Origin of the sequence: Streptosporangium sp. NPDC049376 (assembly GCF_044466505.1) — a bacterium.
GTDB lineage: Bacteria > Actinomycetota > Actinomycetes > Streptosporangiales > Streptosporangiaceae > Streptosporangium.
On sequence record NZ_JBITMT010000038.1, the window covers coordinates 1 to 26,668 of the forward strand.

At 68.3% G+C, this 26,668-nt stretch carries 26 protein-coding genes, 1 tRNA gene and 1 pseudogene; 16 read left to right on the top strand and 12 right to left on the bottom strand.

Translation table 11 applies throughout. From position 1 onward, the window contains the following. Positions 1 to 274: 274 nt before the first annotated feature. The 5 genes and pseudogenes from ACIBVQ_RS39900 to ACIBVQ_RS39920 all read left to right on the top strand — a co-directional run. A pseudogene (locus ACIBVQ_RS39900) lies at positions 275 to 376 on the top strand (transposase); the annotation flags it as partial. Between the two features lie 348 nt (positions 377 to 724). Continuing rightward, positions 725 to 1,243, top strand: a complete 519-nt coding sequence (locus ACIBVQ_RS39905; protein WP_399184158.1) for a hypothetical protein — start codon at positions 725 to 727, stop codon at positions 1,241 to 1,243. Continuing rightward, positions 1,240 to 2,427, top strand: a complete 1,188-nt coding sequence (locus ACIBVQ_RS39910) for an MAB_1171c family putative transporter (protein WP_399184123.1) — start codon at positions 1,240 to 1,242, stop codon at positions 2,425 to 2,427. The genes ACIBVQ_RS39905 and ACIBVQ_RS39910 overlap by 4 nt, the downstream gene beginning before the upstream one ends. A 142-nt stretch (positions 2,428 to 2,569) precedes the next feature. Continuing rightward, on the top strand, positions 2,570 to 3,541 hold the full coding sequence (locus ACIBVQ_RS39915; protein WP_399184125.1) for a zinc-binding dehydrogenase: 972 nt from the start codon (positions 2,570 to 2,572) through the stop codon (positions 3,539 to 3,541). A gap of 135 nt (positions 3,542 to 3,676) precedes the next feature. Beyond that, positions 3,677 to 4,150: a cell division protein SepF gene (locus tag ACIBVQ_RS39920; RefSeq protein ID WP_399184127.1), complete on the top strand. Its 474-nt coding sequence runs from the start codon at positions 3,677 to 3,679 to the stop codon at positions 4,148 to 4,150. Between the two features lie 15 nt (positions 4,151 to 4,165). Here the strand turns inward: ACIBVQ_RS39920 and ACIBVQ_RS39925 are convergent, their stop codons facing one another. Then, positions 4,166 to 4,798: a hypothetical protein gene (locus ACIBVQ_RS39925; protein ID WP_399184129.1), complete on the bottom strand. Its 633-nt coding sequence runs from the start codon at positions 4,796 to 4,798 to the stop codon at positions 4,166 to 4,168. Between the two features lie 775 nt (positions 4,799 to 5,573). Between ACIBVQ_RS39925 and ACIBVQ_RS39930 the strand changes: the two genes are divergently transcribed. From ACIBVQ_RS39930 to ACIBVQ_RS39940, 3 genes are all read left to right on the top strand, one after another. Next, entirely contained in the window at positions 5,574 to 5,873 is a 300-nt protein-coding gene (locus ACIBVQ_RS39930; protein ID WP_399184131.1) for a hypothetical protein, read from the top strand. A 57-nt stretch (positions 5,874 to 5,930) separates the two neighbouring features. Continuing rightward, positions 5,931 to 6,053 (top strand): hypothetical protein, encoded by a 123-nt coding sequence (locus tag ACIBVQ_RS39935; protein ID WP_399184133.1) that lies wholly within the window; start codon positions 5,931 to 5,933, stop codon positions 6,051 to 6,053. Between the two features lie 1,208 nt (positions 6,054 to 7,261). Further along, positions 7,262 to 8,002, top strand: coding sequence for a hypothetical protein (locus tag ACIBVQ_RS39940; RefSeq protein ID WP_399184135.1), 741 nt, complete (start codon positions 7,262 to 7,264; stop codon positions 8,000 to 8,002). Between the two features lie 101 nt (positions 8,003 to 8,103). Here the strand turns inward: ACIBVQ_RS39940 and ACIBVQ_RS39945 are convergent, their stop codons facing one another. Continuing rightward, positions 8,104 to 8,577 (bottom strand): hypothetical protein, encoded by a 474-nt coding sequence (locus ACIBVQ_RS39945; protein WP_399184137.1) that lies wholly within the window; start codon positions 8,575 to 8,577, stop codon positions 8,104 to 8,106. Between the two features lie 1,440 nt (positions 8,578 to 10,017). On the opposite strand from ACIBVQ_RS39945, the gene ACIBVQ_RS39950 reads away from it, so the two are divergent. Next, on the top strand, positions 10,018 to 10,521 hold the full coding sequence (locus ACIBVQ_RS39950; RefSeq protein ID WP_399184139.1) for a GNAT family N-acetyltransferase: 504 nt from the start codon (positions 10,018 to 10,020) through the stop codon (positions 10,519 to 10,521). A 192-nt stretch (positions 10,522 to 10,713) separates the two neighbouring features. On the opposite strand, the gene ACIBVQ_RS39955 is transcribed toward ACIBVQ_RS39950, so the two are convergent. Together ACIBVQ_RS39955 and ACIBVQ_RS39960 are read right to left on the bottom strand one after the other, a co-directional pair. Continuing rightward, positions 10,714 to 10,802: transfer RNA gene (locus ACIBVQ_RS39955), tRNA-Ser, on the bottom strand. 165 nt (positions 10,803 to 10,967) lie between these two features. Beyond that, positions 10,968 to 13,310 (bottom strand): AAA family ATPase, encoded by a 2,343-nt coding sequence (locus ACIBVQ_RS39960; protein WP_399184141.1) that lies wholly within the window; start codon positions 13,308 to 13,310, stop codon positions 10,968 to 10,970. Positions 13,311 to 13,428: 118 nt separating this feature from the next. Here ACIBVQ_RS39960 and ACIBVQ_RS39965 point away from each other — a divergent pair, with 118 nt between their 5' ends. Continuing rightward, positions 13,429 to 14,385, top strand: a complete 957-nt coding sequence (locus tag ACIBVQ_RS39965) for an NAD(P)H-quinone oxidoreductase (protein WP_352014894.1) — start codon at positions 13,429 to 13,431, stop codon at positions 14,383 to 14,385. Between the two features lie 5 nt (positions 14,386 to 14,390). Further along, the gene (locus ACIBVQ_RS39970) at positions 14,391 to 14,906 is read left to right on the top strand and encodes a bacterial proteasome activator family protein (RefSeq protein ID WP_399184143.1); all 516 of its coding nucleotides are present in this window, start codon (positions 14,391 to 14,393) and stop codon (positions 14,904 to 14,906) included. Here ACIBVQ_RS39970 and ACIBVQ_RS39975 read toward each other — a convergent pair. Beyond that, positions 14,897 to 15,703, bottom strand: coding sequence for an HAD family hydrolase (locus ACIBVQ_RS39975; RefSeq protein ID WP_352014896.1), 807 nt, complete (start codon positions 15,701 to 15,703; stop codon positions 14,897 to 14,899). The two genes, ACIBVQ_RS39970 and ACIBVQ_RS39975, sit on opposite strands and share 10 nt — an antisense overlap. A 237-nt stretch (positions 15,704 to 15,940) precedes the next feature. Between ACIBVQ_RS39975 and ACIBVQ_RS39980 the strand changes: the two genes are divergently transcribed. Next, entirely contained in the window at positions 15,941 to 16,144 is a 204-nt protein-coding gene (locus ACIBVQ_RS39980; protein ID WP_179821289.1) for a cold-shock protein, read from the top strand. Positions 16,145 to 16,362: 218 nt separating this feature from the next. Here ACIBVQ_RS39980 and serS read toward each other — a convergent pair whose 3' ends face one another. From serS to ACIBVQ_RS39995, 3 genes are all read right to left on the bottom strand, one after another. Further along, positions 16,363 to 17,625, bottom strand: a complete 1,263-nt coding sequence (serS, locus tag ACIBVQ_RS39985) for a serine--tRNA ligase (RefSeq protein ID WP_352014897.1) — start codon at positions 17,623 to 17,625, stop codon at positions 16,363 to 16,365. A gap of 63 nt (positions 17,626 to 17,688) precedes the next feature. Next, positions 17,689 to 18,609 carry a prephenate dehydratase gene (pheA, locus tag ACIBVQ_RS39990; RefSeq protein WP_352014898.1) on the bottom strand — a complete coding sequence of 307 codons (921 nt, stop codon included), beginning with the start codon at positions 18,607 to 18,609 and terminating at the stop codon, positions 17,689 to 17,691. Positions 18,610 to 18,651: 42 nt separating this feature from the next. Next, positions 18,652 to 19,959 (bottom strand): glycosyltransferase 87 family protein, encoded by a 1,308-nt coding sequence (locus tag ACIBVQ_RS39995; RefSeq protein WP_399184146.1) that lies wholly within the window; start codon positions 19,957 to 19,959, stop codon positions 18,652 to 18,654. Positions 19,960 to 20,048: 89 nt separating this feature from the next. On the opposite strand from ACIBVQ_RS39995, the gene ACIBVQ_RS40000 reads away from it, so the two are divergent. Beyond that, a complete protein-coding gene (locus ACIBVQ_RS40000; protein ID WP_399184148.1) occupies positions 20,049 to 22,268 on the top strand; it encodes a hypothetical protein in 2,220 nt (739 codons plus the stop codon). On the opposite strand, the gene ACIBVQ_RS40005 is transcribed toward ACIBVQ_RS40000, so the two are convergent. Genes ACIBVQ_RS40005 through ACIBVQ_RS40015 form a run of 3 tightly spaced genes read right to left on the bottom strand, consistent with a single transcriptional unit; the run spans position 22,150 to position 24,684 of the window. Then, a complete protein-coding gene (locus ACIBVQ_RS40005; RefSeq protein ID WP_399184150.1) occupies positions 22,150 to 23,610 on the bottom strand; it encodes a hypothetical protein in 1,461 nt (486 codons plus the stop codon). The genes ACIBVQ_RS40000 and ACIBVQ_RS40005 overlap by 119 nt on opposite strands. Before the next feature lie 43 nt (positions 23,611 to 23,653). Beyond that, the gene (locus ACIBVQ_RS40010; protein ID WP_352014902.1) at positions 23,654 to 24,334 is read right to left on the bottom strand and encodes a glycosyltransferase family 2 protein; all 681 of its coding nucleotides are present in this window, start codon (positions 24,332 to 24,334) and stop codon (positions 23,654 to 23,656) included. Then, a complete protein-coding gene (locus ACIBVQ_RS40015; protein WP_352014903.1) occupies positions 24,331 to 24,684 on the bottom strand; it encodes an STAS domain-containing protein in 354 nt (117 codons plus the stop codon). The genes ACIBVQ_RS40010 and ACIBVQ_RS40015 overlap by 4 nt, the downstream gene beginning before the upstream one ends. Positions 24,685 to 24,910: 226 nt before the next feature. On the opposite strand from ACIBVQ_RS40015, the gene ACIBVQ_RS40020 reads away from it, so the two are divergent. Continuing rightward, on the top strand, positions 24,911 to 25,396 hold the full coding sequence (locus tag ACIBVQ_RS40020) for a hypothetical protein (RefSeq protein ID WP_352014904.1): 486 nt from the start codon (positions 24,911 to 24,913) through the stop codon (positions 25,394 to 25,396). Positions 25,397 to 25,411: 15 nt separating this feature from the next. Here ACIBVQ_RS40020 and ACIBVQ_RS40025 read toward each other — a convergent pair whose 3' ends face one another. After that, a complete protein-coding gene (locus tag ACIBVQ_RS40025; RefSeq protein WP_399184153.1) occupies positions 25,412 to 26,104 on the bottom strand; it encodes a winged helix-turn-helix domain-containing protein in 693 nt (230 codons plus the stop codon). Between the two features lie 116 nt (positions 26,105 to 26,220). Here ACIBVQ_RS40025 and ACIBVQ_RS40030 point away from each other — a divergent pair, with 116 nt between their 5' ends. Both ACIBVQ_RS40030 and ACIBVQ_RS40035 read left to right on the top strand, forming a co-directional pair. After that, complete coding sequence (locus tag ACIBVQ_RS40030; protein WP_352014906.1) at positions 26,221 to 26,388, top strand: hypothetical protein; 168 nt, start codon at positions 26,221 to 26,223, stop codon at positions 26,386 to 26,388. Further along, positions 26,385 to 26,636 (top strand): DUF6412 domain-containing protein, encoded by a 252-nt coding sequence (locus ACIBVQ_RS40035; RefSeq protein ID WP_352014907.1) that lies wholly within the window; start codon positions 26,385 to 26,387, stop codon positions 26,634 to 26,636. Before ACIBVQ_RS40030 ends, ACIBVQ_RS40035 begins: the two co-directional genes overlap by 4 nt. The last annotated feature ends 32 nt before the right edge of the window (positions 26,637 to 26,668 follow it).

Sequence of the window (26,668 nt, forward strand, 5' to 3'; positions counted from 1 at the left end):
CCATCTACCAGGGGTTTCTTACGTCGTCAGACGAACAGCAGACACGCGATCATGCTGTGACCAGCAGCCCGCCGCCAGGGGATGAAAAAGCTTCATTGCAACGGGACGGGACCGGTGGTTCGCCCTGCCGCCGCCACTTGCGGGAAACCAGGAATCCTCACCCTATGACGACGACGCCTGCCATGGCGTTGAACGGGGCAGCGGACGGGTCGGTCACAGGACTCACCTGACCATCGGGATTCGCCGCCGGCGTCAGATGCGCGGCAAAAATTCTCAGGAGCAGTTGAACAACGAAATCCACCGCCGGACCGATGTCATGGGAGTATTCCCCAACGGGGAGATGATCGTGCGGCTGGTCGGTGCCGTTCCAGCCGAGGCGTGGGAGAGGCCGGGCATTGCTCTCGATCCGAGTTTCGGAAAGGAACAAATCTGCCTTTCGGACGGTGCCACTCACACCACGGGTGCCCGCGACAATCACCATGGCCGGGAAAGGCCCGGCTTCGTCACCAGGACGCCCGCCGGTGGACACGGGCAGGAGACCACCGGTACGCGGACCAGGTTCGGGCGGGAGAAACCGCCCCGGCCCCGAACCTCCCGCCCTGGTCAGGGGCGTCGGGAAAACATCTCCGCACTCTCGTGGAAGCCGTCGGAGAACCAACATCAGAACCTACGAGAACGGCACCTCTTATTGGTCACGGGAAACAGGGTGGACACGGGGAGCGATATGCGGGAAAGCACAGTGCGACGAAGATGCCGCGAACTGCTCCGACAGCTCGACATCCGCCCTCCGCTTGACGTCGCCGACCTGTGCAGAAGATTCGGCGAATGGCGCAACCGACCGGTCAGGCTCGTGCCCCACCCTTTCGAGGTACCGGGCCCCTCGGGGTTGTGGGTACAGACCGAATCAGCCGACTACATCTTCTACCAGGAGAGGACCTCCGCACCCCACCAGGACCATATTATTCTGCACGAACTGGGCCACATCTTCGCCGACCACCCAAGCGACGAGCTGAACATCGCCGGCCAGGAACCGCAGACGTCGAGCTCGTTTCCCCCCGCCACGCGAGTACTACGGCGGACGTGCTACGACACAGACCACGAAAGGGAAGCCGAACTCATCGCCACCATCATCCTTGAATGGGCCAGCGTCCTCAAAGCCACGCACTCTCTCCTTCTGGACGAGAACGCCCCTCAGGGAGAACAACTGAACACGTCGTTGGTCAACCACCAGGGATGGCTGTGAGCATCTCCTTCGTACTCTCCGTCATCACCCTCGTCGTCTTCGCGATCCTGACCATCAAGGTCATCCAGGTACGCCGCGCCCCGGAGGACCTTCCGCTGCGTGCCGTCACAGCCGGGGTGGGCTGCCTCTTCCTGTCCGTCTTCGTGAACCTCCCGGGCGTCCGGACGGCTCTCGACGGCGTACAGCTCGGGGCTCCGAAGCTGTTCGTCAACCTCATCACACTTCTCGGCACATATTTTGTGCTCGCATTTTTCTTCTATTCGATATACGGGCAGAACGCCATTCGCCGTATGCGCCGTGAACGCGTTCTTCTGCTACTGACGTGCGGCGTACTCGTGACCACCTGGTTCATCGCCTCGCCCACGGTGCGTGAGGCCCCCGCGGATCTCCGGAACGGTTACGACCTCCAGGCCAGAATCTTTCTCATCACCGCTCTGGCCTACATGACGTACACCCTCACGAGGTCGCTGGAGCTGGTGAGGAAGTACACTCGTGCGGCGGCCGGCCGCCACGTGCGCCTCGGGATGAGAATCTTCCACGCCTCGCTCCACCTTCTTATCGCCGGAGCGTTCCTCAAAATCGCCGTCCTGCTGCTTCAGGGCTTGGGAACGACGGTTGACTCGCCTCTGCTGCAGATCCCGAACACCGGTTATCTGCTGCTGGTCGGAATCGGAATCGCCGGCTTCGCACTGGGGCTCGGCTACCCCCTGGCCGCAGGAATGATCCTGGAGATACCCGTCCGGGCCCGGCACAGAGGCCTGTACCGACAGCTGGAACCCTTGTGGCTCGTTCTCCACGAGGAGTTCCCCGATCTCTCCCTGACCGCGAGCAAGACGTCACGGTGGCGCGAGGTGCTGCGATGGCAGAGCGTTCACCGCAGCTACTACCGCCGTGTCATCGAAATCCGCGACGGTCTCGTCCTTCTCGCCCCCTACTACGATCACGAGGTCGCGCGGCAGGCGCAGACGGCCGGAGCCGGGAAGGGGCTCTCCGGGTCGGAGCTGGAAAGCTTCGTGCAGGCCAACCTCATCGTGCACGCCCTGAAGGCCAAGGCGTCCGGAAGCCAGTCGAGGGACGCCGACCTGATCTCGCTGAACGGCGGTCACAACCTGGATTCGGACTCGGAGTGGCTGGCCGGACTGTCCGGGTGGGTCCAGCGGCTGACGAGGGAATCCACGTCCTGACCGGCCCCGTTCACCGGGTCCCCACCATGACCGGCCCTGAAATCGCGCGGCGTCCGTCCGACCGCCCACCAGGGTTGACCTCAACTCAAGTCGAGGTTGGAGACTGCTCCGCACCGAGCCGAGTGCGGGGAGAGTGGTCGACATGCGGGTTGTACGGGTGACACGTTTCGGAGGTCCCGAGGCATTGGTCCCGGGTGAGGCGCCGGACCCGGTCGCCGGCCCCGGCCAGGTGGTGGTCGAGGTGTCCGTCGTGGGCGTGACCTTCGTCGAGACCCAGATCCGGCGCGGTGTCGACAGGTGGCACAACAGGCCCGCACTGCCGTACGTGCCGGGAGGTACGGTCGCCGGACGGGTGAGCTCGGTCGGAGAGGGCGTGGATCCGAGCTGGTCCGGGCGGCGTGTCATCTCCGACCTCGGGATGACCGGGGGCTTCGCCGAACGCGCGGTGGCCGACGTGGGGAACCTGATCCCGGTGCCCGAGGAGTTGGGGTTGCCCGAGGCCACCGCCCTGCACACCGACGGCAGCACCGCGTTCGGACTGGTCGAGGGGGCCGGGATCCTCCCCGGGGAGTGGGTGCTCGTCGAGGCGGCGGGCGGCGGTGTCGGCACCCTGCTGACCCAGCTGGCCCGGGCGGCCGGTGCCAGAGTCGTCGGGGCGGCGCGCGGCGCACGGAAACTGGACCTGGTTCGCGAGCTGGGCGCGGACGCCGTGGTCGACTACTCCGTCCCCGGCTGGGCGGAACAGGTGCGCGAGGTGACCGGTGGTGCGGGTCCCGACCTGGTGTTCGACGGGGTCGGCGGGGAGATCGGCCGGACCGCGTTCGAGCTGACGGCGGACGGTGGCCGTTTCTCCATCCACGGCGCCGCCAGCGGCGAGGTCACGGCCATCGACCCCGCCCAGGCGCGACAGCGCCAGATCAAGGTGATCGGCGTCGAGCAACTCTTCGGCTTCGGCCCGAAGATGCGAGGCTGGGCCCAGCAGGTGATGTCGGCCGCGGTCACGGGCCGGATCAGACCCGTCATCGGCCAGACCTTCCCCCTGGAGCACGCCGCGGACGCACACGCCGCGATCGAGTCCCGCGACGCCCTGGGCAAAACCCTGCTCCTGACCTGACGGCGCGCCTGCGCCGTCACGGCGTCGTTCCAGCCCGTGGCCCCACTTCTGTGAGATGGCACAGGAGGCGAATCCGTCTCCCACCCGTAGACCGTGCGCCCTTGATGTCCCCGCCGGTTCAGGGAGACTGTCCTCGTGATCCTTGAGACAGTTCGTCCCCTCACCTACGACGACGTCCGCCACGTGGGCCGGTACTTCCGTGAGGGCATTCCCGTCGTGATGGACCTCACCGCGGTCGCCGACGACGAGGCGGAACAGTTCGTGGACTTCGCCGCGGGCCTCATCTACGGACGCCGCGGCGACATGGAACGCCTCAGCCCCAAGGTCTTCCTGCTGGTCCCCTCGGTCCTGGCCACACCCGGCACCGTGACGAGCGTCGTCAAGAAGGTACGTCCACGCGACTACGGCGAGGCACTGTACGTGGGACACTACTTTCGCAAGGGCATTCCGGTCGTGATGGACCTCACCGCGGTGACGGATGACCAGGCGAAACAGTTCGTGGACTTCGCCGCGGGCCTCATCTACGGACGCCGCGGCGACATGGAACGCCTCAGCCCCAAGGTCTTCCTGCTGACCCCTGCCGGGACGGCGGTCACGGCTCCCCGCTGAGGCGGTGCCGCCGGATCACAACCAGTCCAGCGGCGTCTTCCACAGGCCGTACGCGGCGGGAAACAACCCGATCACGACGAACGGACCGAGCAACAGGGCCACCGAGGCCGACCAGTACGGCTTCGCGGGCAATCTCGAAAGTGCCCGGACCGCGAGATTGAGCGCCGCCCACAGGGCGATGAAAATCCCCACACCGCCGAGCAGGATCAGGTGCGGCAGGATTCCGTCATTGTCGGTGGGGTCCCGTTCGGTCAGGCCCAGGGCGGCCAACGGGTAGTTGGCCAGGAAGTACCAGACGAGCCCCAGCGGAAGAGGCGCCAGGTAGCCGAACAGGGCGTTGACAACGAACGGGACCAGCCACACGATCCGCTTCGGAGGTGCGCTGGTGTCGGCCATGGCCTCTTCTATAGCAGCGCGCCGTACCGGACGCACATCGTGGAACCACCGGGCGCCCTCGATCGGTCGGCGCTCGGACCACACCGCCGGACGGTACGGCTTCGCGCCTTCCGGTGGCAGCGGTTCCAACACCACCGATCGATCACCGATAAAACGCACCTGGAGACCCGGCTTCGCCAAGCAGGCCGTACCGAGCCGCTGGACTTCACACACCATCCGCTGTTCCGCCCCTTCGGCGGCCACCTTGGCCAACCGAGGAATTTCAGCAAGAAACGTCGAGGGGCACCCTCATTGTGCGCCATGGGTTTTCGTCACCTCGAAGTCGGTGGATGGACCCTGACCATCAGGATCTGGCGTGACGCACCATGAGGGCATGTTCGGGTCGTACGAAGCACATGCGGCTGATTCGCCACCGCCCTACCACCGGCGAGCCGGCATGGATTAATGCCTTTTGGAGGGCATCACCACTTCTACAAAGAATACAAACAATGTACTAAATACCTTATCTATGATTCAGATCACATTTTTGCGTGCGAAATCCGCACCTCACCGAGGGGAAAGCAGACGGCCGCACCGCGCATCACCGATTCGCCGCCGAAGCCGAACGCGGCACCCTGACCGAGCTCGCCGCGGACTGCCCGAAATCGTCCATCCCAGCCCGACCGACGACACCAACCACTGGCGTCGGCACCAGTGCCCCCGCCCTGACTTCCGTTCCAGCGGTCGTCGCAACACCCCGGATGAAGGGGTGCGATGGACTTCGAGATCCGCGAGAACCGGCTGAGGGGGCGGCCTGCTGTCCGCTCACCGGTCGGGCGGGGGTGGGCGGACAGCACATTCACGCCGGATTTCCCGACACCCAGAACCGCCGTTCCACATTGCCTCTGGTGAGGCGGGTCTTCCCAACGTCCATGTCGTCGGTGAGACACCTCTTGACGCCGATCTCCGGACAAGTATCTTCTGTTTAGGAAACTTTCCTAAACGAGGTTTGTGCGATCGACTTTCGAGAATACCGGAGGAAGTTCACGTGAAATCCAGGAAACGAGCGGCAGCCTTCTCCACCACCGCCCTTCTCTCCGTCGGCCTGCTGCTGACCACCGCCGCACCGGCCCACGCCATTCCCGACAGCTGCACCGTGAACACATGGGGCGGCTACGGTGCCAGCACCTGCACCACCGGCACCGGAGAACAGCGCATCAACATCGCCTACATCGACCGTCAGAACCAGCGACAGGTGGTGGTGGGCAACTGGGTGCCGGTGGGCGGCACATCCTCCGCCTACTTCAATGGGTCCCTCCACCTCTGGTGGTTGGACAAGCGCGGCTAAGCAACGAGTTGAGACGGCGCCAGAAGATCGAGCGCAACCGAGGCCGATGAGTTCCTCGTGGATGTCGTCGCGAACTTCCCAGCGAACAATACGCCGTCCTGTGTCGTTCGCTGGAAAGTCGACGGCCGGGAGAATTCCAAGACCCTGCACACCAAGGCGCTCGCCGAGAGCTTTCTGTGAACCTGCGGAAGGAGACCAAGCGAGGCCAGGCATTCAACACGGAGGCCGGGCCCCCGCTTTCTCTCCTGACTACCAAAGCATGGTTTGACTTCGCCCTCGCCTACGTGGACATGAAGTGGCCCCATGCAGCGGCCAAAACGTGAGACAGCCTCATCGGCGCATTGGCCACCCTCACCCCGGCTCTCGCCGATGAGAGCACGTCGGGAAAGTCGGATCTCCTGATTCTCCGGCAGTTCGCGTTCCCTCCGGCCGCTCGTCAACTCGACCGGCCGGAGGAGATCCGTACGGCTCTCGCCTGACTCGGGCGGCATTCGCTTCCCGTCACGGCTCTGTCCAAGGTCCGGAACGTACGGCTCGGCCTCGACGGCGAGGCCGCCGCTGCCACGACCATCGCCCGTAAGCGGTCGGTCTTCCACAACGCCCTGCAGTACGCCGTGGACCTGGAAGAGCTGGCCTCCAACCCGATCGACAAGATGAACCGCCGAAGGTTCGGGAGGTCGTGGATCGTCGGGTGGTGGTCAACCCGGCTCAGGCGCGGCAACCACTGACCGCGGCGACCCACGTGGGCCGCCTCGACCGTGGCCGGCACCTGCGGGGCTTCTTCGCCTGCCTCTACTTCGGCGGCCTGCGCCTGCCGAGGCCCTCGGGCTCCGCGTCCAGGACTGCCACCTCTCAGAGACCGGATGAGGGCGGCTCGCCCTGGCCAGGTCCAGGCCTCAGGCGAACAAGAGGTGGACCGACAGCGGGCAGGCTCACGACGACTGCGGCCTCAAGCACCGGGCCAAGAATGAAGGGCGACCGGTGCCCATCCCACCGGAGCCGGTGACCACTCTGCGGGAGCACCTCGACGAGTTCGGTGCGCACAAGGACAGGCGACTGTTCCGGACCTCGCACGGCGGGGCGATCCCCATCGGGACGTACTACGAGGCGTGGAAAGCGGCCCGACTTCTGGCGCTGACCCCGAAGCCGCTGGCGGCCAGGCCGTACGACCTGCCGTGCCTTTCTGGCTCAACGCGGGTATGGCCGCTCCCGAGGTGGCCAAGCGGGCGGAGCACGGGGTGGATGTACTGCTCAAGGTTGGGATCGGGGGTTCGAAACCTCTCGCGACTCCAAGGAGGAAGGCCCGATCGCAGGTCACGGAGCCAGGCCTGTTGTCCGAAGTTCGAGTTTCACGTTGGCGGCTTTGTCCTACCTGACATAGTGGACATGTGGTGGCAGAGGCGAAGGACTGGCCTGAACCGATATCAACGTGCTGGAACTACTGGATCGCGATCTCGACCGGAGACCAGGCGGGCATCATGAAGGTCCTGGATTTGTCCGCGTCCAGGCCGGTCACGTTCGCCGAGGCCCAAGAGGTGCTCGACGCCGACGGGCACGGCGAACCAGGTGATCGTCATCACCTGTCGCGGGTTTTCGTCACCCCCGAAATCGACGGCTGGACCTTGGTCATCGGGGCCTGGTGCGACCCTTGTGACAGTGAGCGCCGCGGGGACGTCCTCAGGTTGTGTAAGGCACTCAGTGCCCGCTATGGAAGGGCTCAGGCCTACTACTACGGCGCGCAAGGGGACGGTTCGGCATGGCTGGTGGCCGAGCATGGTCACGTCGTGCGCCGCTGTGCAGCGACCGGCGAACCCGATGACGAAATGCTCGCTCTCGGTGATCCGCTGCCTCTGGAGCGGTCGCGGCTCCTCGAACTCGGAGTACCGGATCACGGAGATCTGCGAACCGCGAACAGCGAACAGATCGAGGAGTGGACCTGGGCGGCCTTCGAACTGGCTCCTGAAATCGCCGCGACGTACAGTGTCAGCCCGTTCACTTTGACGCACGGGAGCCGGGTGCGGGGAACGGGAGTGCTCGCCTTGACACCGGACCCCGTCGGCGGGGCCATGGCACGAGTGACCCCGCGCCAACGGGACAGCAGCCCACAGCCTTGTGGCCACGGGCTGTGATCATGTCTCCCCTTTGGATGAGACGAAAAGTCAGGACCTTTGATCACAAGGGCAGAGCCATACCGCCGACCGGCTTTGGTTCTGCCATTGCTTCCCCCGGATCAGCCGAATGCCTCGCTCCAGCCCTTGTCGAGTCGGGCCAGCAGTTCCGCGGCGGGACGATGTCCACCGTCTCCTGTCCGATCGTCGGCGACACGACGGAGTATGTCCGTGGCGTCACGGACGTGGCTCATGATCCCTTCAACCAGGCCGACCGATCCGGACAGCGGATTCTCATAGGTCTCGAACCCCGGCTCGGGGAGGCATCCCCACCAGTCCAGTAACGCGTTCAGCGCTTCCTGCCGGGGTGCCCCCGGCCGTTCGTCGATCGCCTGCAGAAGCACGCCCGTCGCGGGAACGGCGGCCGGATAGAGGGTTCCGGCGTGGTCGTTCGTGACCGCGTACCGAAGATCGGCCAACGCACGGGCGGCCTGTTGAGCGGACGAGGATCGGCCCAGCGCCTCCACGGCGGCTCGCGCGCTCTCGGGGCGGTACCAGCGCGGCCCTGGTATCCGGCTCCAGTCCACCTGCTCCACCGCTGCCCTCCTACTGCTCCCGGCACGGAATTCTCGCGCGTGACCTGGAGAAACGTGACCGACATCATTCCATGTGTATTCGACGGCCACCGGCCGAGAACCGCTCTCGATGTCGTACGGCTGCGCAGCCCGGAAACGGCCAACGGCGCCCCACCAAGCCAAAAAACCTGGCCAGGCGTCGTTCTCCAGCGCAGAAAAGAGCGTGGGATTCGAACCCACTCTGAGCTCGCCGCCCCGATCGGTTCCACCTGGATCAACGACTGAAACTGTCCGTGTGAGGGCGGAGCGAGGTGGTGCACAGCCTCCCGAAAGGGCTCCCGTTTTACTTCTCGGTCACCCCGGCGACCGTTCGTTCGATCATTTCAGGAGAAGGCCACGAATTCCTGCCGCCGGACTCCTCAGCCTCGACGGTTTCACAGACCCCGCGCCTGCGACGCTCTGCCCGGCCCGAATAAGCCTGAAGCCATGGGAATAGCCATCAGATGGTACCTCACGCAGGAAAGTCCTCCGACTTTTCTGCCCCACGAACTTGGCGCACCGGTGCCAGATCTGGCCCTTCTTCTCCTCTCCGTGCTGGACGCGCCGCTTTCCGATGAGTGGTGGTCGAACGCGACGCCCGCCCCTCCTGAAGGGGAAAAGCGGGCGTCGTCATGTCGCCCGGTGTCGCGTCAGTCGTACAAGGTGACGCCTCGGTACTGCACGGTGCCCGGGAAGTTGACCGACGATATCTCACCCACCCCCACCCGAGGGCCGTCCATAGAATATGGGCCCCATACCGGGTTCACGTGCAGGCCGCTCGCGTGAACCGCCTGCGTGCCTGTGCCGCCCGTGCACTTGCTGTAGACCATGTACCCCACCTGCCAGGTGGTGCAGCCCGTCGGGGCGGCGTGGGCGGGGGACGCGGAGCCCACCAGCAGTGACGCGGTGAGCAGGGCGGTGGCGGACACAGCCGCGGCTCGGCTTTTTCTCATGTGCGCTTCCTCCGATTCCGAAGGTAAATGGCGCTTCCATTAAGAAACTTTCCTAAAAGGAAGATACGCCCTGGGTGACGCGAGTCAAGAACATCCCGCTCCCCATCTGCGTCCGATCACCATCCCGCTGCCGCCGCGCCAAGGGTCAACGAAGGTGATCGAAGACGACTCGGTCGGTGATGTTGAGCGGGACCGTCATTCGCCAATAGCACCGACCACACGACCTTGCCGTTAACCACGTGTTGATGCCGCCTCTTCGGCCTTCCAGCCGGGACATACGAGAAGAGCGCCTCTTCCCTCATATCGTGGAGGCCTGCCCAAGGGGCATGGGGGAGACCAGAGGCGGCTTCGATCCAGAGTTTCGTGCCAGTTGCGGCAGGCACCCCGAGAAATCGATCGTCAAGGATCTGGGGATGAACTCAGGGACACCGGCCAACTGGATGCGACAGTCGTGGGACACCATGGTCCTGTGGAATCGATCACCTTGCGGCGCTTCACCGACGGCGATTCCGTGGAAGAACTGACCAGGCTCCTGCATCGCGCGTACGCCGACCACGCGGCGGCCGGACTCGTCTTTTTCGCCTCCTACCAGACCCCCGAGGACACGCGGCGCCGTCTGGGCAAGGGCGAGTGCTGGATCGCCCTGGAGCAAGGAGCGATCGTCGGCAGTGTCACGGTGACGGGGACATACGACACCCCGCCGGGATACCCGGCTCCCACCGCCGCGGGCTCGTTCTGGCAACTCGCGGTGGCCCCGTCCAGGCGAGGCACAGGTCTGGGGAGTCGTCTCCTGACCCTGGCCGAAACCCGTATCGCCGATCTGGGCTCGTCGAGGGTGATGATCGACACCTCCTCCCAGGCCGCCGATCTCCTCGCCTGGTACGGGCGGCACGGCTACTCCTCGATCGGGACATGGAAGTGGGACGTCACCAACTACGACAGCGTCGTCCTGGCCAAGAGCCTTCTCCCCTGAGCTCGGCCCGCGGCCGCCCTCCAGCGGGAAACGAGCCTTCCGGCGGCAATGACATGGGAAAACGCGACCAACATCATTCCGCGACCACCGGCCGAAGGCCGCTCACGACGGCGTACGGCTGCGCGCCCCGAAACGACCAACGGCGCCCCACCAAGCCGTCAGACCTGGTCAGGCGCCGTTTACCGAGCTGAGCGGAGAGCGTGGGATTCGAACCCACGAGGACTGTCACCAGCCCTAGCGGTTTTCAAGACCGCCGCCATCGTCCACTAGGCGAGCTCTCCTGGGTGACGCGCGTCAGAACGCGTCAGATTGCACTTTAGTCTCTCACTGGTCCGGGCGTGCCCACGACCGGCGCCCCGACTGGAACCGCCCGCCGAAAGACCACGGTGAAACCACAGCGAGAAGTCCAGGCCCGGCTGAGGAAGCCGGGTCTGGGCAAAACCGCGTCAGGCCTGTTGAGGAATGGCGAAGCCGTCTCCCACCGAGGCCGCCAGGCGGAGGTAGGCGTCGCGGGTTGCGGGTTGGAGCCTGTCCAGTTCGATCTCGGCCCCCTCCTCCAGATGGGGGTCGTAGGGGACACGGATCACCGCCCGGCAACGGGCCGCGAAGTGAGCCTCAAGGCGGTCGAGGTCCACGGTCGACTTCGACCGGGGGCGGACGCTGCACAGCACGACCGTGGCCGACCGGACCAGTTCCTCGTAGTGGTGGGCCTCAAGCCAGTCGAGGGTCGCCGAGGCGGCGCGGGCGCCGTCCACCGACGGGGAGCTCACCAGGACGAGCTGGTCGGCCAGGCCGAGAACACCGGACATGGCCGAGTGGAGCAGGCCCGTACCGCAGTCGGTGATACAGATCGAGTAGAAGTTCTCCAGGACCTGCGCCACCGCCTGGTAGTCGGAGGCGCTGAACGCCTCGGACACCGACGGGTCACGGTCGGAGGCGAGGATCTCCAGCCGGGACGGCGCCTGCGAGGTGAAGGCCCTGACGTCCACGTAGCGCTTGATCTGCTTCCGTTCGTTGAGCAGGTCACGGACGGTGGCGGCGGTCTCAAGCTTCACCTTGTCCGACAGGGTCCCGCGGTCGGGGTTGGCGTCGACCGCGATGACCCTGTCGCCGCGTGACTGGGCGAGGGTGGCGCCGAGGCCGACCGTGGTCGTGGTCTTGCCGACACCGCCCTTCAGGCTCAGTACGGCGACGCGGTGATGGCCGGTGGCCACGGGGGTGCGGGCACGGGTGGCGAGTTCGCGACGACGACGGACCTCGGGCGACTCCCCGGGTTTGATCAGCCCGGCCGAGGCCGTGTAGATCAGCCTGCGCCAGCCGCCGGAGGGCGCGTTACGGCGTCCTCTGAGCAGCGAATCAGGGTCGAGGCTGTCGGCCGACGGCCTCGATCCGGACGTTTGCCTGGACGGCACGCTGAAAGCCGGCGGCGGCGCCGAGTGACGGCGTTTCGCCTGGTACGGCTCCCGCACCGGTTCAGCAGCGTCCTTTCCAGGCGCGCCGAGATCACGTTCAGGGACGGCCGAAACCCCCCGAGGCGTCACCGTTTCCCTGGCCGACGTCTCCCGGGACGGGACCTCCTGCACGACCGGAGGCTCCGGATCCGCGGGCTGAGGAGCCGCGGGCCGGGAAGGAGCCGCAGGCTGAGAGGAAGCCGCGGATTGGGGGAAGGGCAGGTCCTTGAGAGTCGGCTCCCCCTGGGCGAACAGCGCCTCCCGGGAGAACGACACGTCCCGGAACAACGCCCCCTCCCGAGCCGGTGGCTCCTCAAGGAAGGAGGAGGACCCCTGGGGAGGCGTCTCGGCGGAGGCGGCGTCAGAGCTGAACGCCCTGCCCCAGTCACGGGCGAAGGCACTGCTCTGGTGGGACTGCCCCAGCGCGCCTCCCCCGGCCGCCTGCCGCAACGCGTCGCTCACCGTGGCCTGAGGTGACCTGTCGTCCTCGGGCTCCTCGTCGGCGGAGTCGGGTACGGCCCGCTCCTCGCTCGCGTGTGGCGGCTCCGCGACAGGGAACGGCTCGCGGTTGACGCCCTCCGAGGAGGAGAGGTCCCCTGAGAGGGGGCCTGAGAGAGGGAAGGCGTCCTGCCTGCCGGCCGAGGGCGTGAAGGGCTGGAGCCCCCCGGGTTCCGAGTCGTCCAGCGGACCGTGACCGACCGGCGGGAAGCCCTGCTCGAACGCGTCCTCCGACGGCTCGGAGGACCCGAAGGAGACCTGGTCGGGTGAGGAACCTTCGAGTTCTTCTGGGCCGGCCTGCGGGTCATCGGCTTCCGCCGGCGGCAGGTGATCACCCTGATCGGCGGAGAGGTCGGCGGAGAGGTCGGCGGCGACCGGCTCGTGATCCGCGGGGGCCGCGAGGAAACCCGGGCCGTCGGAGGGCGCCTCCTGAACGGCCTCTGGGCCGTCGGGCGCGTCCTGGCGGGGCAGCGGTTTCAGGGGCGCGAGGAAGGCCTCGTCGTCACGGTTCGGGGACGGCGAGGGCGGGGGCACGCTGAAGGCGCCCGCCTCCATCCACTCGGCCGCGTCCGCGTCCTCGACGGGGGCGGGCGCGGCGGTCGCGGAGAGGCTGTTCACCAGGTGGTTCGAGGGGTCGGCGACCATACGGAACAGCGACGAGGACGCCGTGTCCGGCTCGGCGGGAACCGCGCTCCAGGGGTCTTTGGGGTAGGGCGAGATGACGGTGTCGTCCACCACGCCGCTCTTCACCGTGACGGGGGGCGCCTCCTCCTGTTCCTTGATAGCGTCGAGCCAGGCAAGCTGTTCCTCGAGAGATTCCTCACGATCGTGCCTTGCCACCGTGTTCCCCCTCGGGATGGGTGTAAAGAGGGCAGCAAACACATAGCAGGTTAACGCCCTGTGTTCTTGTCAATGCGGGCAACCACCAAGTTGATCCCCAGCGGATAGCGTTGGAACTATGCACGCCATCGTGATCGACAAACCTGGTGGGCCCGAGGAGCTTGTGTGGCGGGAGGTCCCCGATCCCCGGCTCGGTCCGGACGACGTCCTGGTCGACGTAGCCGCCTCCGCGGTCAACCGGGCCGACATCCTCCAGCGAAAAGGACAGTACTCCCCGCCTCCCGGAGCCTCGCCGTACCCCGGGCTGGAGTGTTCCGGGGTGGTCGCCGAGGTCGGGTCCAACGTCGAGGGGTTCAGGCCCGGTGACCGGGTGTGCGCCCTGCTGAGCGGGGGCGGTTACGCCGAGCGGGTGGCGGTGCCGTGGCAACAGGTGATGCGGGTGCCCGAGGGGGTCGACCTGGTCGAGGCCGCGGCGCTTCCCGAGGTCGCGTGCACGGTGTGGTCGAACGTGTTCATGACCGCGCGGCTGCGCAGGGGCGAGACGCTTCTCGTCCACGGCGGCGCCAGCGGGATCGGCACGCTGGCCGTACAGCTCGCCAAGGCGTTCGGGTCGCGGGTCGTGGTCACCGCGGGGTCGGCGGAGAAGATCGCCCGCTGCCTCGAACTCGGCGCCGACGAGGGGATCGACTACCACGAGGGCGACTTCTCGGAGAAGGTCCAGGCGGACGTCATCCTCGACATCGTCGGCGGACCGTATCTCGCCAAGAACGTCAGGGCACTGAAGACCGGCGGCAGGCTGGTTGTGATAGGGATGCAGGGGGGCTCCAGAGGTGAGCTTGACCTGGGGGCGCTTCTCACCAAGCGAGCCGCGGTGCACGGCACCACGCTACGCGCACGGCCCGTCGACGAGAAGGGCATCATCGTGCGTGGCGTCGTGGAAAACGTCTGGCCCCTGGTTGACGCGGGGGTCGTCCGTCCGGTCGTCCACTCCCGCGTGCCGATGAGCGAGGCCGCCGAGGCTCACCGGCTCCTCGAATCTGGAGAACACGTCGGGAAAATCCTGCTAGTAGGTTGAGAGCTATGAACGCTGAGGAGAGCACTCCCCATGTAGTGGTCGTGGGCCCGCAGGGGCTCCAGACCGAGGAGGAAGGCGAAGGTCGCTCTGTCGCCGATCTGGTCGAGCAGCCCGCGAAGGTGATGCGCATCGGCAGCATGATCCGGCAGCTCCTCGAAGAGGTCAGGGCGGCTCCGCTCGACGAGGCCAGCCGTAAGCGGCTCAAGGAGATCCACCAGAGCTCCATCAAGGAGCTTGAGGACGGTCTGGCGCCCGAACTGGTCGACGAGCTCGAACGGCTGTCGCTTCCCTTCACCGACGACGGCAACGGCACCCCGCCGAGCGAGGCCGAGCTGCGGGTGGCGCACGCGCAGCTGGTCGGCTGGCTCGAAGGCCTGTTCCACGGCATCCAGACCACGCTCTTCGCCCAGCAGATGGCGGCCCGCGCCCAGCTGGAGAACATGCGCAGGGCACTGCCCGGCGGGGTCTCCATGGGGCAGCAGGACAGCCACCAGCAGAGCAGCTCCGGCCCCTACCTGTAGGTCCCCCCGTAGAGGTTCTCAAGGATTTCGGCCACTCCGTCGTCGTCGTTGGCCGCGGTCACGTGATCGACCGCGGCCAGCACCTCCGTGTGGGCGTTCGCCACGGCGTACGACCTGCCCGCCCAGCGCAGCATCGGCAGGTCGTTCGGCATGTCCCCGAAGGCGACGACCTCGGCGGCGGTGATGGCGCGTCCCTCGGCGAGGGCGGCCAGGGCGGAGGCCTTCGTCACACCGTGGGCGCTCATCTCGATCATGGCGCGGCCACTGGAATGGGTCGGGGTGACCAGGTGGCCGACCAGTTCGCAGACGGTCTCCTGGAGGGCGTCCGGGTTCATGTCCTGGTGCAGTGCCAGGAGTTTCGCGCAGGGCGTGGTGGTGAGCGTGTCGGTCTCCGCGCCGTTCAGTCCCGCCACCCGGTCCAGGCTGTCGAGAAGGAAGCCGGATTCACGTGCGAACCCGCCTTCGTATTCCACCGAGAACGTGAGCCCGGGAACCTTCTCCCTCAGGCGGCTCACCACCTCTTGAAGGACATCCGGGTCGATAAGGTGAGATTTCACAATCTGTTCGGCGTGGAGGTCGTAGACGAGCGCGCCGTTGGCGCATATGGCCAGCCCGCGATGCCGTACGGCGGCGGCGATCGGGCGCATCCACCTGGGCGGACGCCCCGTCACGAGGACCAGTGTGGCCCCTGCCCTCTCGACGAGGGCGAAGGCCGCTGCGGTGCGGGCTGAGACGGTGCCGTCGGAGCGCAGAGCGGTGCCGTCTAGGTCTGTTGCGACGAGCCTGGGACTTCCCATAACAGGCTCCAGTCTGCACCGTCCTCCGAAGGGCGCCGCCCCCGGGATGCGCCCGCGAGGAATCTTCCTCGTGGCGGGAACACGGGCGCGCCGGATAGTGTTAGATGTGATGGCGTTGTATTAGCTGAATCCCGTTGTGAAAGCCAGTTTGACTGAACCACCCCGGGGCCCGCTGTACGACACAGGGGGTTCATGAGGTGTGAATCCCAAAGTTTCAAATCCTGAGGGAGAGCTTTAATGGCTCAGGGAACCGTCAAGTGGTTCAACGCTGAAAAGGGCTTCGGCTTCATCGCACCGGACGGCGGTGCACCGGACGTGTTCGTGCACTTCTCCGAGATCCAGGGCAGCGGCTACCGCAGCCTTGAGGACGGCCAGCGAGTCGAGTTCGAGATCACGCAGGGCCAGAAGGGTCCGCAGGCCTCGCAGGTCCGCGCCGTCTGACCATAGACCTCTGTAAGGAGGTAAGGCGGAGTTCGCTTAACGCGAACTCCGCCTTTCTCCTTTTCCGGACCTTCCGCCTTTCCCATCACCGTCCGTCAAGGCGCCGTGGGAAGCCCTGAAGGCCCTCCAGAGGCCACGGAAGACCCCGCCCAGGGATCAAGAAGGCCCCCCGCCACAAAGACAGCGAGAGGCCTTCCTGACGACTCCGGTCCGGGTGACTACTTGACCGGTTCGAGGACGTCGAGTCCGACGAAGGGGCGCAGCGCCTTGGGAACCTCGACCGACCCGTCGGCCCGCTGGTGGTTCTCCAGGATGGCGACGATCCACCGGGTGGTGGCCAGGGTGCCGTTCAGCGTGGCCACGTGCTGGGGCTTGCCGTCCTTGTCACGGAACCGTACGGCCAGGCGGCGGGCCTGGAACTCGGTGCAGTTGGAGGTCGAGGTGAGCTCGCGGTAGCGGCCCTGGCTCGGCACCCACGCCTCGCAGTCGAACTTGCGCGCCGCGCTCGCCCCGAGGTCGCCCGCCGCGGTGTCGATGATGCGGTAGGGCACCTCGATCTTGGCGAGCATCTCCTTCTCCCAGGCCAGCAGGCGCTGGTGCTCCGCCGCGGCCTCCTCGGGACGGCAGTAGGAGAACATCTCGACCTTGTCGAACTGGTGGACGCGGATGATGCCCCTGGTGTCCTTGCCGTAGGAGCCCGCCTCCCTGCGGAAGCAGGACGACCACCCGGCGTAGCGGTAGGGCAGCTCGGCGCCGTCGAGGATCTCGTCGGCGTGGTAGGCCGCCATCGGCACCTCGCTGGTGCCGACCAGGAACAGGTCCTCCTCTGGCAGGTGGTAGACCTCGCTCGCGTGGGCGCCGAGGAAGCCGGTGCCCTGCATCGACTCGGGCTTGACCAGCACCGGCGGGATCATCGGGACGAAACCCGCCTCGATCGCCTGCTGCATGGCCATGTTGAGCAGGCCGAGCTGCAGGCGGGCGCCGACACCCTTCAGGAAGAAGAACCTCGACCCCGAGACCTTCGCTCCGCGCTCCATGTCGATCGCGCCGAGCAGCTCGCCCAGTTCGAGGTGGTCACGCGGCTCGAAGTCGAAGACCGGCTTGTCGCCGACCTCCTCAAGCACCACGTAGTCGTCCTCGCCGCCGTGGGGAGCGCCCTCCTCGACGATGTTGGGCACCGTCTGGAGCAGCTGGTCGAGCTCGGCCGCGAGTTTCTCCGCCTCGCTCTCCGCTGACTTGACCTGCGTGGCGAGCTCCTTGGCCCGGTCGAGCAGCGCGGCCTTCTCCTCGCCGGAGGCGCGGGAGACCGACTTGCCGATGCTCTTCTGCTCGGCGCGCAGCGACTCGAAGCGACTCAGCGCGCCGCGCCTGCGCTCGTCCAGGTCGAGCAGCGTCTGGACGACGGTGTCGTCCTCACCGCGGGCACGCTGCGACGCCCGTAGCCGGTCGGGTTCCTCACGAAGGGTACGCAGGTCAATCACAGCACAAGGCTACCGACGTCATGCCACGGCCTGTGCGCCTATTAAGCCCGTCTTAGGGCTGTCTTAGACCTGTCCCGCCCTGACGCGGGCCAGCCAGTCGGCGGCCTCGGTGAAGTCGGAGTCGGAGGTGCCCCTCTTGACCTGGGGCGTCAGGCCGTCCGCGCGGGGGTAGCTGCCCAGGAAGCGCACGTCGGAGCTGACCCGGTGCAGCCCGGAGACCGCCTCGCCGACCCTGGCGTCGGTCACGTGGCCTTCGAGGTCGAAGTGGAAGAAGTAACGGCCGATGCCGTCACCGGTCGGCCGTGACTCGATGCGGCTCAGGTTGACCCCCCGCACGGAGAACTCGGTGAGCATCTCCAGCAGCGCGCCGGGGTGGTCGTCGGAGAGGAAGGCCACCAGGGAGGTGCGGTCCGCGCCGGTCGGCGCGGGCAGCACCCCGGGGCGTGTCACCTGGATGAACCTGGTCACCGTGTCGGACCGGTCACCCACGTTGGCGACCAGCTCGACCAGGCCGTAGTTGTCGCCCGCGATACGCGCCGCGATGGCCGCGTCGTACGGCGAGCCGGGCAGCGCGACCTCCTGGGCGGCGGCGGCCGTCGAGGGGGCGGCGACCACCACGGCCTCGGGCAGCTCGCGGGCGGTGAAGCCACGGCACTGGGTGATCGCCGCCGGGTGGGTGAAGATCCGCTTGATGTCACGCATGCGGGTGCCCGGCCGTACCAGGAGGGAGAACTCGACGGGCAGCAGCAGCTCGGCGACGATGAGCAGCGGCTCGCCCCAGGCCAGTTCGTCCAGGGTGGTGGCGATGCCGCCTTCGATGGAGTTCTCCAGGGGGACGACGGCACCGTCGGCCTCACCCTGGCGGGCCGCGTCGAGCGCGGCGCTGACGTTGGCGCAGGGCAGTCGCTCGGCGTCCGGAGCCAGGGTCCGCAGGGCCTCTTCGGTGAAGGTGCCCTCCGGTCCCAGGTAGGCGAGTCTGGGCATGACCACAGGTTATCCGCCGCCCACCGGGAAACGTGCCTGGAATCAGGCTTTCAGGCGGGCCACATCGCCCGGGAGGGCCGCCCTGCGGCGGGGCAGCCACACCCCGAGCAGCCAGACCAGGACGAGCGCGCCGAGGCCGAAACCGTTCTGCACGATCTTGCCGACCACGGGGCTGAGGACCGGGATCTCCGCCGCCTTGATCGTCACCCCCCACCAGGGGACGGGCAGCACGTAGTACAGCCAGACCCCGGCGGCGACGCGGACGCGCACCGGGTCGCGGCCGTCGCCCGCCAGCGCGCCGAGGACCACGACGACCCAGGCCAGGTGGTGGATCCAGGCGACCGGCGAAAGCAGTACGGCCATCAGGCCGACCAGGGCGACCGCCGTCGTCGGGTGCCCGTCGAGCAGGGCCCTGCGGGCGTGGCGGAAGCCGTACCAGGCGATCACCGCGACCAGCGCGAGCCAGAGCAGGGAGGTGAGCTGGTCGGGCAGGTAGAGCCGGATGAGCATGCCGCGCACGGACTGGTTGGTGGTCGCGGCGTTCGCGCCGAGCCGTTCCGGGTCGAGCAGCGCGCCGAACCAGAAGTCGGCGGCGTCGGACGGGATGACCAGGAACGGCAGCACCGTCAGCAGCGTGGCGGTGAAGGTGGCCATGAGGAAGGCGTCACGCTGCTCCTTCCTGGCACCGGGGCCGAAGCCGGTCAGCAGGAGATAGATCAGGAAGACGCCCGGGGTGAGCTTGACCGCGGTCGCCAGGCCGATCAGCAGGCCGCGCGGCCACGGCGGCCTGGGGGCGACGCAGTCGGCCAGGCAGAGCGCGACGAGCAGGATGTCCACCTGGCCGAAGCGGAACTGGTCCCTGATCGGCATCAGGTAGGCGCAGGCGACCGTCAGCAGCGCCAGGAGCAGCGGCAGCCGCCACCCGCCCTGCCGTTCGAAAGCCGGCCGTTCCAGGGACGGCCGTTCCAGGGACGGCCGTTCCAGGGCCGGGCGGAAGGCGTAGCGGACGGTGACGGCGAGCGTCAGGAGGATCAGCCCGGTCCACACCCACTGCGCCACCGGCCAGGACATCATCGCCAGCGGCGTGGCCAGCATCGCCGCGATCGGCGGATAGGTGAACGGCAGCAGCTGCGGCGCGGGTGTCATGAAGTCGTAGACCGGACGTCCCTCAAGCAGCTCCCGGCCGCCGGTACGGTAGACGTCCAGGTCGACCAGGCGCTGGTCGTCGACGTTGCCCAGCCAGGGAAGCACCAGCGGGGCGAGCGCGACCAGCACGACCAGCAGCGCGGGCAGCGGTGCGAGCAGCCGTGCCCACGGCGCCCGCCCTGTCACGGTCGAGCCATTCCTCACGAGCCATTCCTCACGACCAGGCAGGCTACCGTGGGCGTGGCGGACCGTGGACAGGGTCGCCGACGGGGTGTGGACAACGAGGGAGACGTATGGGTTCCGGTGCTGGGCACGTCCGCGCCGCGCTGGCCGTCCTGTTGACGTTGCCGATACTCGCCGGGTTCCTGTTCACCGGTACGGCCGCCGCCCACGCCGAGGCGGGGCCCGCCAGGGTCGTGGTGGTCGGGGTGCCCGGCCTCCAGTGGGGTGATCTCGACCGGACGCGGACGCCGAACCTGTGGCGTCTCGTCGAGCGGGGCGCCTCGGCCTCGATGTCGACCAGGGCTGTTCCGCCGCCCTCGCGGAGCCTCACCTGCCCGGTCGCGGGCTGGCTGACGATCTCGGCGGGGCAGCGGGCGGGTGCCCCGGGAGGCTCCTGTGCTCCGCCCGCCCAGCCGGTGGCCGACCAGGACGGCGGGGCGAGTGTGCCCGGCTGGCAGGAGCTGGTGACGTTCAACGCCACCGAGACCTCCTACCGGCCGATCCTGGGGCTGCTGGGGCAGCGGGTCGTCGACGCCGGGGGAAAGGTCGCGGCGGCCGGGCCGGGAGCCGCCCTGGCCGCCGCCAACAAGTCCGGAAAAATCGGTAAATATGCGCCAGACGTCGCGGGGCTTGGTGACCTGACGCCGTACCGGCTGGTCGTGGTGGAGATCCCCGACCTCACCACGGCGTGGCTCGCCCGCCCGGTGGACGCCGACGGGGTTCCCTCCGCGCTGTCCGACCAGGCCAGGCGGGAGGCCGTCGCGGCCGCCGACCGAGGGGTGGGCGCGCTGCTGACCGGGCTTCCCCAGGGCGGCACGGTCCTGCTCGGCGGCCTGTCAGACGCCGCCGTCTCGGCGCACCTGCACGTCGCGATCGCCGACGGCCCCTCGCCGGGCGGCGGGCCGTACGGTCCCGGCTATCTGGGGGCCTCCTCGACCAGGCAGGAGGGGCTGGTCACCAACACCGACCTGACCGCGACCGCGCTCACCCTGCTCGGCCTCGGCGTGCCCGACGGCGCCGTCGGGCGTCCCTGGACGAGCGCGACGCAGGGCGCTCGGACCACGGGAGAAGCCGCCGGGGAGGTCGTGCGGAGCCTGGCGGAGGCCGACCTGGCCAGCCAGGTGCTACGCCGGGTGCAGGGGCCGTTCTTCGCGGTCTTCGTCAGCGCCCAGCTGCTGTTCTACCTGCTGGCCGCCTTCGCCGTACGGCGGGGCTGGGGCGGTTCGCGGGCGCTGGCCGCCACCGGGGTCGTCGCGACGGTCGGCGGATCCATCCCGGTCGCGACCTTCCTGGCGCAGCTCGTGCCCTGGTGGACGTTCTCCGCCCCGATGGCGGCGGTCATCGTGACCATCCTCGGCATCGCGGGCGCCCTGGCCGGGGTCGCCCTGACCGGCCCGTGGCGCAGGAGCGTCCTGGGGCCGCTGACCGTGGTCGCCTCGGTCACCTCACTGACCCTGCTCGGCGACGTGATGACCGGATCGTCCCTGCAGGTGAACGCGGTCACCGGCTACGAACCGGTCACCGGCGGGCGGTTCTACGGCTTCGGCAACATCGCCTTCGCGGTCTACTCGGCCGGGACGATCCTGGCCATGGCGGGCATCGCCCACTGGTTGATCTCCCGGGGACGACGCCTGCCGGCGTTCGCCTTCTGCCTGCTCTACGGTGCGCTGGCGGTGTTCGCCGACGGCTGGCCCGCGTGGGGCGCCGACTTCGGCGGGGTGCCCGCCTTCCTCATCGGGGTGGCCGTCTTCCTGATCCTGCTGGTCGGAAGCCGGGTCTCACCGCTCAAGCTCGTCCTGGTTGGCCTGGCCGGCGCCCTGCTGATCGGGGCCATCGCGGTCGTCGACTGGCTCAAGCCCGCCGAACGCCGTACCCACCTGGGCACCTTCGTGCAGCAGGTGCTGGACGGCGAGGCCTGGACGGTCGTCAGCCGCAAGTTCGGGGCCATGATCGGGGTGACGGTCGGCAACTGGTCGCTGTCCCTGCTGTCGCTGGTCGCGCTGGCGTTCCTGTTCCTGGTGCTCGACCGCCCCTCCCGGTGGGGCGCCTCGGCGCTGGCCCGCGCCTACGTGGCGGCGCCGCCGCTGCGCGCCGGGTTGATCGGCGCGCTGGCGTGCGCGCTGGTCGGGTTCCTGATGAACGACTCGGGCATCGCGATCCCGGCGATGGCCCTCACGGTCGCGGTGCCGTTGACGCTGACCGCCTGCGTGCGCGCGCTGCGGACCGCGCCGCCCACCACGCCAGCGCGACCGTCAGAGCCAGCAGGGACCACGGCACCACCTGCTGCCTGACGACGGTCCGCAGCCAGAGCATGTCCTCCGGGCGCAACGCCTCCCTCGCGGGCAGATATCCCAGCGACAGGATGACGACCCTGGCCACCAGGAAGCCCTCAAGGGCGGGCCAGGCGACCATGGCCAGCAGGGCGAAGGCCAGCCCGTCGTACCACGGCAGCGCGTAGGTCGCGGCGAACAGCCAGGCGACCACGATCGCGACGGCGACCCCGGGCGCCGAGTGGTCCGGCGCGGCCCGCAGGAGCAGCCAGGCCAGCAGGACGAGCAGCACCAGCGAGCCCGCCTGGGTCCAGGCCGAGTAGGCACCGGGCCCGAACGCCTCCTGGAGCCCCGTCTTGACCAGCTGCCACGGCGTGGCCAGGGAGACCTTCCTGCTGGCCGCGCCGACCTGGTCGAGCACGTGCGGCCCCGCCACCGCGTAGATCGCCAGCACGGTCGCCGTCGCGGTGCCCGCAACGACGGCGAGCCTGCCGGGACGGCGGCGCAACTCCCAGGCGGGGCCGAGGGCGACGAGCCCGGCGTTCAGCTTCACCCCGATCCCCACCCCGAGCAGCAGCCCGGAGCCCGCCCCCCTGGCCATCAGGGCGGCGACCATGCAGGCCACGGCCAGGGTGTCCACGTGCGTCCCGGCGCCCAGGTGGTAGATCATCAGCGGGTTCGCCGCCCACAGCAACGCCGCCCTGGCCCGCAGGGCCGGGTCGCCCCGGGTGAAACGGTCGAGCAGCGACGCCGTACCCGCGAAGGCCATGGCGTTGACCAGCGCCATCACGAAGACGGTCAGCCGGACCGACTCTCCCCCCACCAGGCTCGCCAACGCCTGTACGGCCGTCGCCACCGGCCCGTAGACGCTGGTCACGCCCGTCCACTCCTCGACCGCGCCGAGCACCGGATCGGCGGGCAGCGCCGAGGGAGCCGTCTCGTAAGGGTTGTGGCCGAGCGTGGCCAACCGGCCGTAGGCGGCGTAGTTGAGATGGTCGGCCGACCCGGAGGGCGGCAGGAAGGCCAGCAACGCGACGACGGCGCAGCCCAGCCCGGCCAGCAGGCGCGGATCAGGCCGCCACCTGGCCCGCAGGGCGCCCGCGAGACCGACGCCCCCGAGCAGGATCGCCGCCGCCGCCAGACCGATCACCAGGTGGGCCTCAGGCCGCACCCCAAGCGAGTACGGCGGCTGCCAGGCGGGCCCGGCCAGTTCGGGGACCATGACGGAGGGACCGAGCAGCCCGATCAGGACCGTCAGCCCGGCCGAGAGTCCGAGCGCGACGAACGCGGCGACGTCGAGCGCCCGCGGCGTGCCCCGCGCGGCAACCCGTGTGTCGCCGGCCACGGTCACGTCCTGGGTCACCCGCAAATTCCAGCACACCCGGGGTGGTGCCCAGGCCGGGAGGCTATCCCCGGACCAGAAGCGCCCAGGCGACGTCGCGGAACTGTTTCGCCCGGTGGAGCTGCGCCTTCCAGTCGGTGCCGGTGGCCCGGTGCGACATCTCGACCTCGACCTCCCGCACCCGGAAGCCCTTGCGGACCAGGTCGATCGTCAGCGCCGTCTCGACGCCGAACCCCCCGGCCAGTGGGCGGGCGGCCTCGAAGGCGGCCCTGGTCAGGCAGCGCTGCCCGTTGAGCGGCTGGGTCGGCGTCCAACCGGTCGCGCGCTCGATGCCCCGCCGCGCCAGGTTCACCACGAACCCGTGGCCGCCGAGCTTCACCCGGGTGACGAAGACGGCGATGGTCATGTCCGCCTCGCCCGCCGTGACCGGTTTGATCAGCGGTTCGGCCTCGCGGGCCGTCTCCCCCAGGTCCGCGTCGAGGAAGAGCAGGTGGCGGGGGGACTCACCGTCGAGCAGTCGTACGGCCTCCGCTCCGCTCTCCATGGCGGCGGCCTTGCCGCGGTTTCGGCTGTGCCGGATGACCCGGGCTCCTGCGGCCTTCGCCACCCGGCCTGTCTGGTCGGCCGAGCCGTCGTCCACGACCATGACGAGGTCGACACCGGCCAGTTCCAGTGCCGCGGTCACGGTCGCGCCGATCCGGTCGGCCTCGTCCTTGGCCGGGATGATCACCGCTGTCCCGGTCATGCTTGTCGCTTCGCCGAAAGCAGCTTCTCGGGCATCGCCTCGTACACGGTGAAGACCGAGTCGAGGCCGGTGACCTGGAGGATCTTACGGACGGCCGGACGCGGCGCGGCCAGTTCCAGGGTGCCGCCGCGTTCGCGCAGCCGTTTGAGCGCCGACAGCAGCACGTTCATCCCGGTGGAGTCGCAGAACTCCACACCCGACATGTCGATGACCACGTGGGTGGCCGGGCTCTCCTGGAGCAGCCGAGTGAACTCGGCCTGCAGGCCAGGCGCGGTATACAGGTCGATTTCGCCGATTATGGCCATGACGGTGTGCCCGTCATGTGATCGAGTTGAGACTTTTAGCTCCACAGCGGGCACACTAGCGGCGCGAAGGCCACCGGTCACGTTTCCGCCACGCGTCCCGAGTCGTCGGCCCTTTGTCCCCCGTTTAGGCCTCACGAAAACTCTGGGTGCGCAAAACTTGACGCACAGCTACACCGGCTTGGCCGGAAAGAAGGAGAGACCCGAGAGCCTCCAGACCGTCCCGCGCTACGTCAGTGGCGGCCGTTGAGTAGAAACGGGCCCGAAAGCATCGATGAACACCGACCTTTCTGAAGATCCGCAACGGCAACGCCTCCGCGAGCACCTGGAGGCCATGGTCACCCGCACCGAGAAGGCGACCTCGTGGCACGACGCCGCCCACTCTCTGCGTGTCCTGGTGAACCGTGAGGGATACGTCCCGATCAGAACCCGTCTGGCGAGCGCGGACCTCGACTTCCTCGAAGGCGCGCGCGAGGAGCTGCTCGGCTTCGCGACGCTGGGCATCAGGCTGCTCGACCTGCACCAGCCACGCGACGCGGGCGGCATCACCAGCGACGCCGCCAATCCGATCCTGCGTTGCCGCAGCTGTATGTGGCGGTGGCCGTGTCCCACCTTCCGCGCCATCGCCGAGTCCTTCGACAGCCCGAGGACGCCGGTCTCCTACCAGCGCGTCGAGCCCGACCGTCGAGGCCTGCTGCCGATCGAGCTCGACCCGGACGACGCGCCCCCGGGAGGCGTCCATCCCTACGCCGCGGACTGACCGCACCGAGGATCACTACGGGGCGGACGGCTCGTAGCGGTAGCCGACCCCCCAGACCGTGACGATGCGCCGCGGCGCGGTCGGGTCCTCCTCCACCTTCTCCCTGAGTCTGCGCACGTGCACGGTCACCGTCGAGGAGTCGCCGAAGGACCACCCCCAGACCTGGTCGAGCAGGGTCGAACGGCTGAAGGCCTGGCGGGGGTGACGCATCAGATGGGTCAGAAGGTCGAACTCGCGGGCGGTCAGTGTGATCTCCCGGCCCCCGCGCCGTACCTCGCGGGTGCCGACGTCCGCCGTCAGGTCGCCGTCCCCGAGCACGCCGGTGCCCGAGGGGGCGGTGGCGCCACGGGCCCGGCCCAGCACGGAGCGCACCCGCAGGGCCAGTTCCCTCGGGCTGAAGGGCTTGGTGACGTAGTCGTCGGCGCCGATCTCAAGGCCGACGACCCGGTCGATCTCCTCACCGAGCGCGGTCAGCATGATCACGGGGACGGGCCGGCGTTCCCTGAGCCTCCTGCACACCTGGAGGCCGTCCGTCCCGGATGGCGCCAGGTCGAGAACGAGCAGGTCGGGCGGGTCGGCCAGGGCGAGTCTCAGCGCCTCGGCGCCGTCGTCGACGCACTCGACCCGGTGGCCGTCGCGTTCCAGGTAGCGGGCCACGACCTCGGCGATCGCCGGGTCGTCCTCGACCACCAGAATCCGCGCGCTCATGGTTACACCGTAGGCCCGTTCCTCATGATCGACACCCTCCGTCACCACCCTGTAAGAACGAGATCGTTATGGTTTCCCACGCCCGCCAGGCCGTCGTGGAACATACGGTTGCTGGCATGGTTCGTACCGTCCTGGGCGTCGTGGGCGCCCTTCTCGCGATCTACGTGGTCCTCGGGATCGTCATTCCCGCCGTGTTCGGACTGCTCAAGTTCGTCTTCGTGCTCGGCGTCGTGGCCCTCATCGTGGTCGCCGCGGTCACGATCGTGAGCAAGATGTCCAAGTGACCCTCCTGCTCGCCTGGCTTCTCGACGGTGGCGGCGGCTCCGTGACGGCGGCCGCCGTCATCGGCCTGGGCGTGCTCCTGCTCGCCTGGGCCCTGCGCGGGGTGCCCACCGCCGCCAAGACAGGCGGGCACTTCGCCCTCTCCGCGCGGGAGAGGGCTGGACGACTCGTGTTCGTCCGCCAGCGTGACCCCGACCGGGCCGGACGATCCCGGCCAAGAGCACCGTCAGCGGGCCCGGCGCCCGCGTAACACAACAGACGTCCCGAAGCGCGGGCGCCTTC

Coding starts and splice junctions, on each gene's coding strand:
- ACIBVQ_RS39905 (WP_399184158.1), top strand. CDS start 725: ATGCGGGAAAGCACAGTGCGACGAAGATGCCGCGAACTGCTCCGACAG.
- ACIBVQ_RS39915 (WP_399184125.1), top strand. CDS start 2,570: ATGCGGGTTGTACGGGTGACACGTTTCGGAGGTCCCGAGGCATTGGTC.
- ACIBVQ_RS39965 (WP_352014894.1), top strand. CDS start 13,429: ATGCACGCCATCGTGATCGACAAACCTGGTGGGCCCGAGGAGCTTGTG.
- ACIBVQ_RS39970 (WP_399184143.1), top strand. CDS start 14,391: ATGAACGCTGAGGAGAGCACTCCCCATGTAGTGGTCGTGGGCCCGCAG.
- ACIBVQ_RS39975 (WP_352014896.1), bottom strand. CDS start 15,703: ATGGGAAGTCCCAGGCTCGTCGCAACAGACCTAGACGGCACCGCTCTG.
- ACIBVQ_RS39980 (WP_179821289.1), top strand. CDS start 15,941: ATGGCTCAGGGAACCGTCAAGTGGTTCAACGCTGAAAAGGGCTTCGGC.
- pheA (WP_352014898.1), bottom strand. CDS start 18,609: ATGCCCAGACTCGCCTACCTGGGACCGGAGGGCACCTTCACCGAAGAG.
- ACIBVQ_RS40000 (WP_399184148.1), top strand. CDS start 20,049: ATGGGTTCCGGTGCTGGGCACGTCCGCGCCGCGCTGGCCGTCCTGTTG.
- ACIBVQ_RS40010 (WP_352014902.1), bottom strand. CDS start 24,334: ATGACCGGGACAGCGGTGATCATCCCGGCCAAGGACGAGGCCGACCGG.
- ACIBVQ_RS40020 (WP_352014904.1), top strand. CDS start 24,911: ATGAACACCGACCTTTCTGAAGATCCGCAACGGCAACGCCTCCGCGAG.
- ACIBVQ_RS40025 (WP_399184153.1), bottom strand. CDS start 26,104: ATGAGCGCGCGGATTCTGGTGGTCGAGGACGACCCGGCGATCGCCGAG.
- ACIBVQ_RS40030 (WP_352014906.1), top strand. CDS start 26,221: ATGGTTCGTACCGTCCTGGGCGTCGTGGGCGCCCTTCTCGCGATCTAC.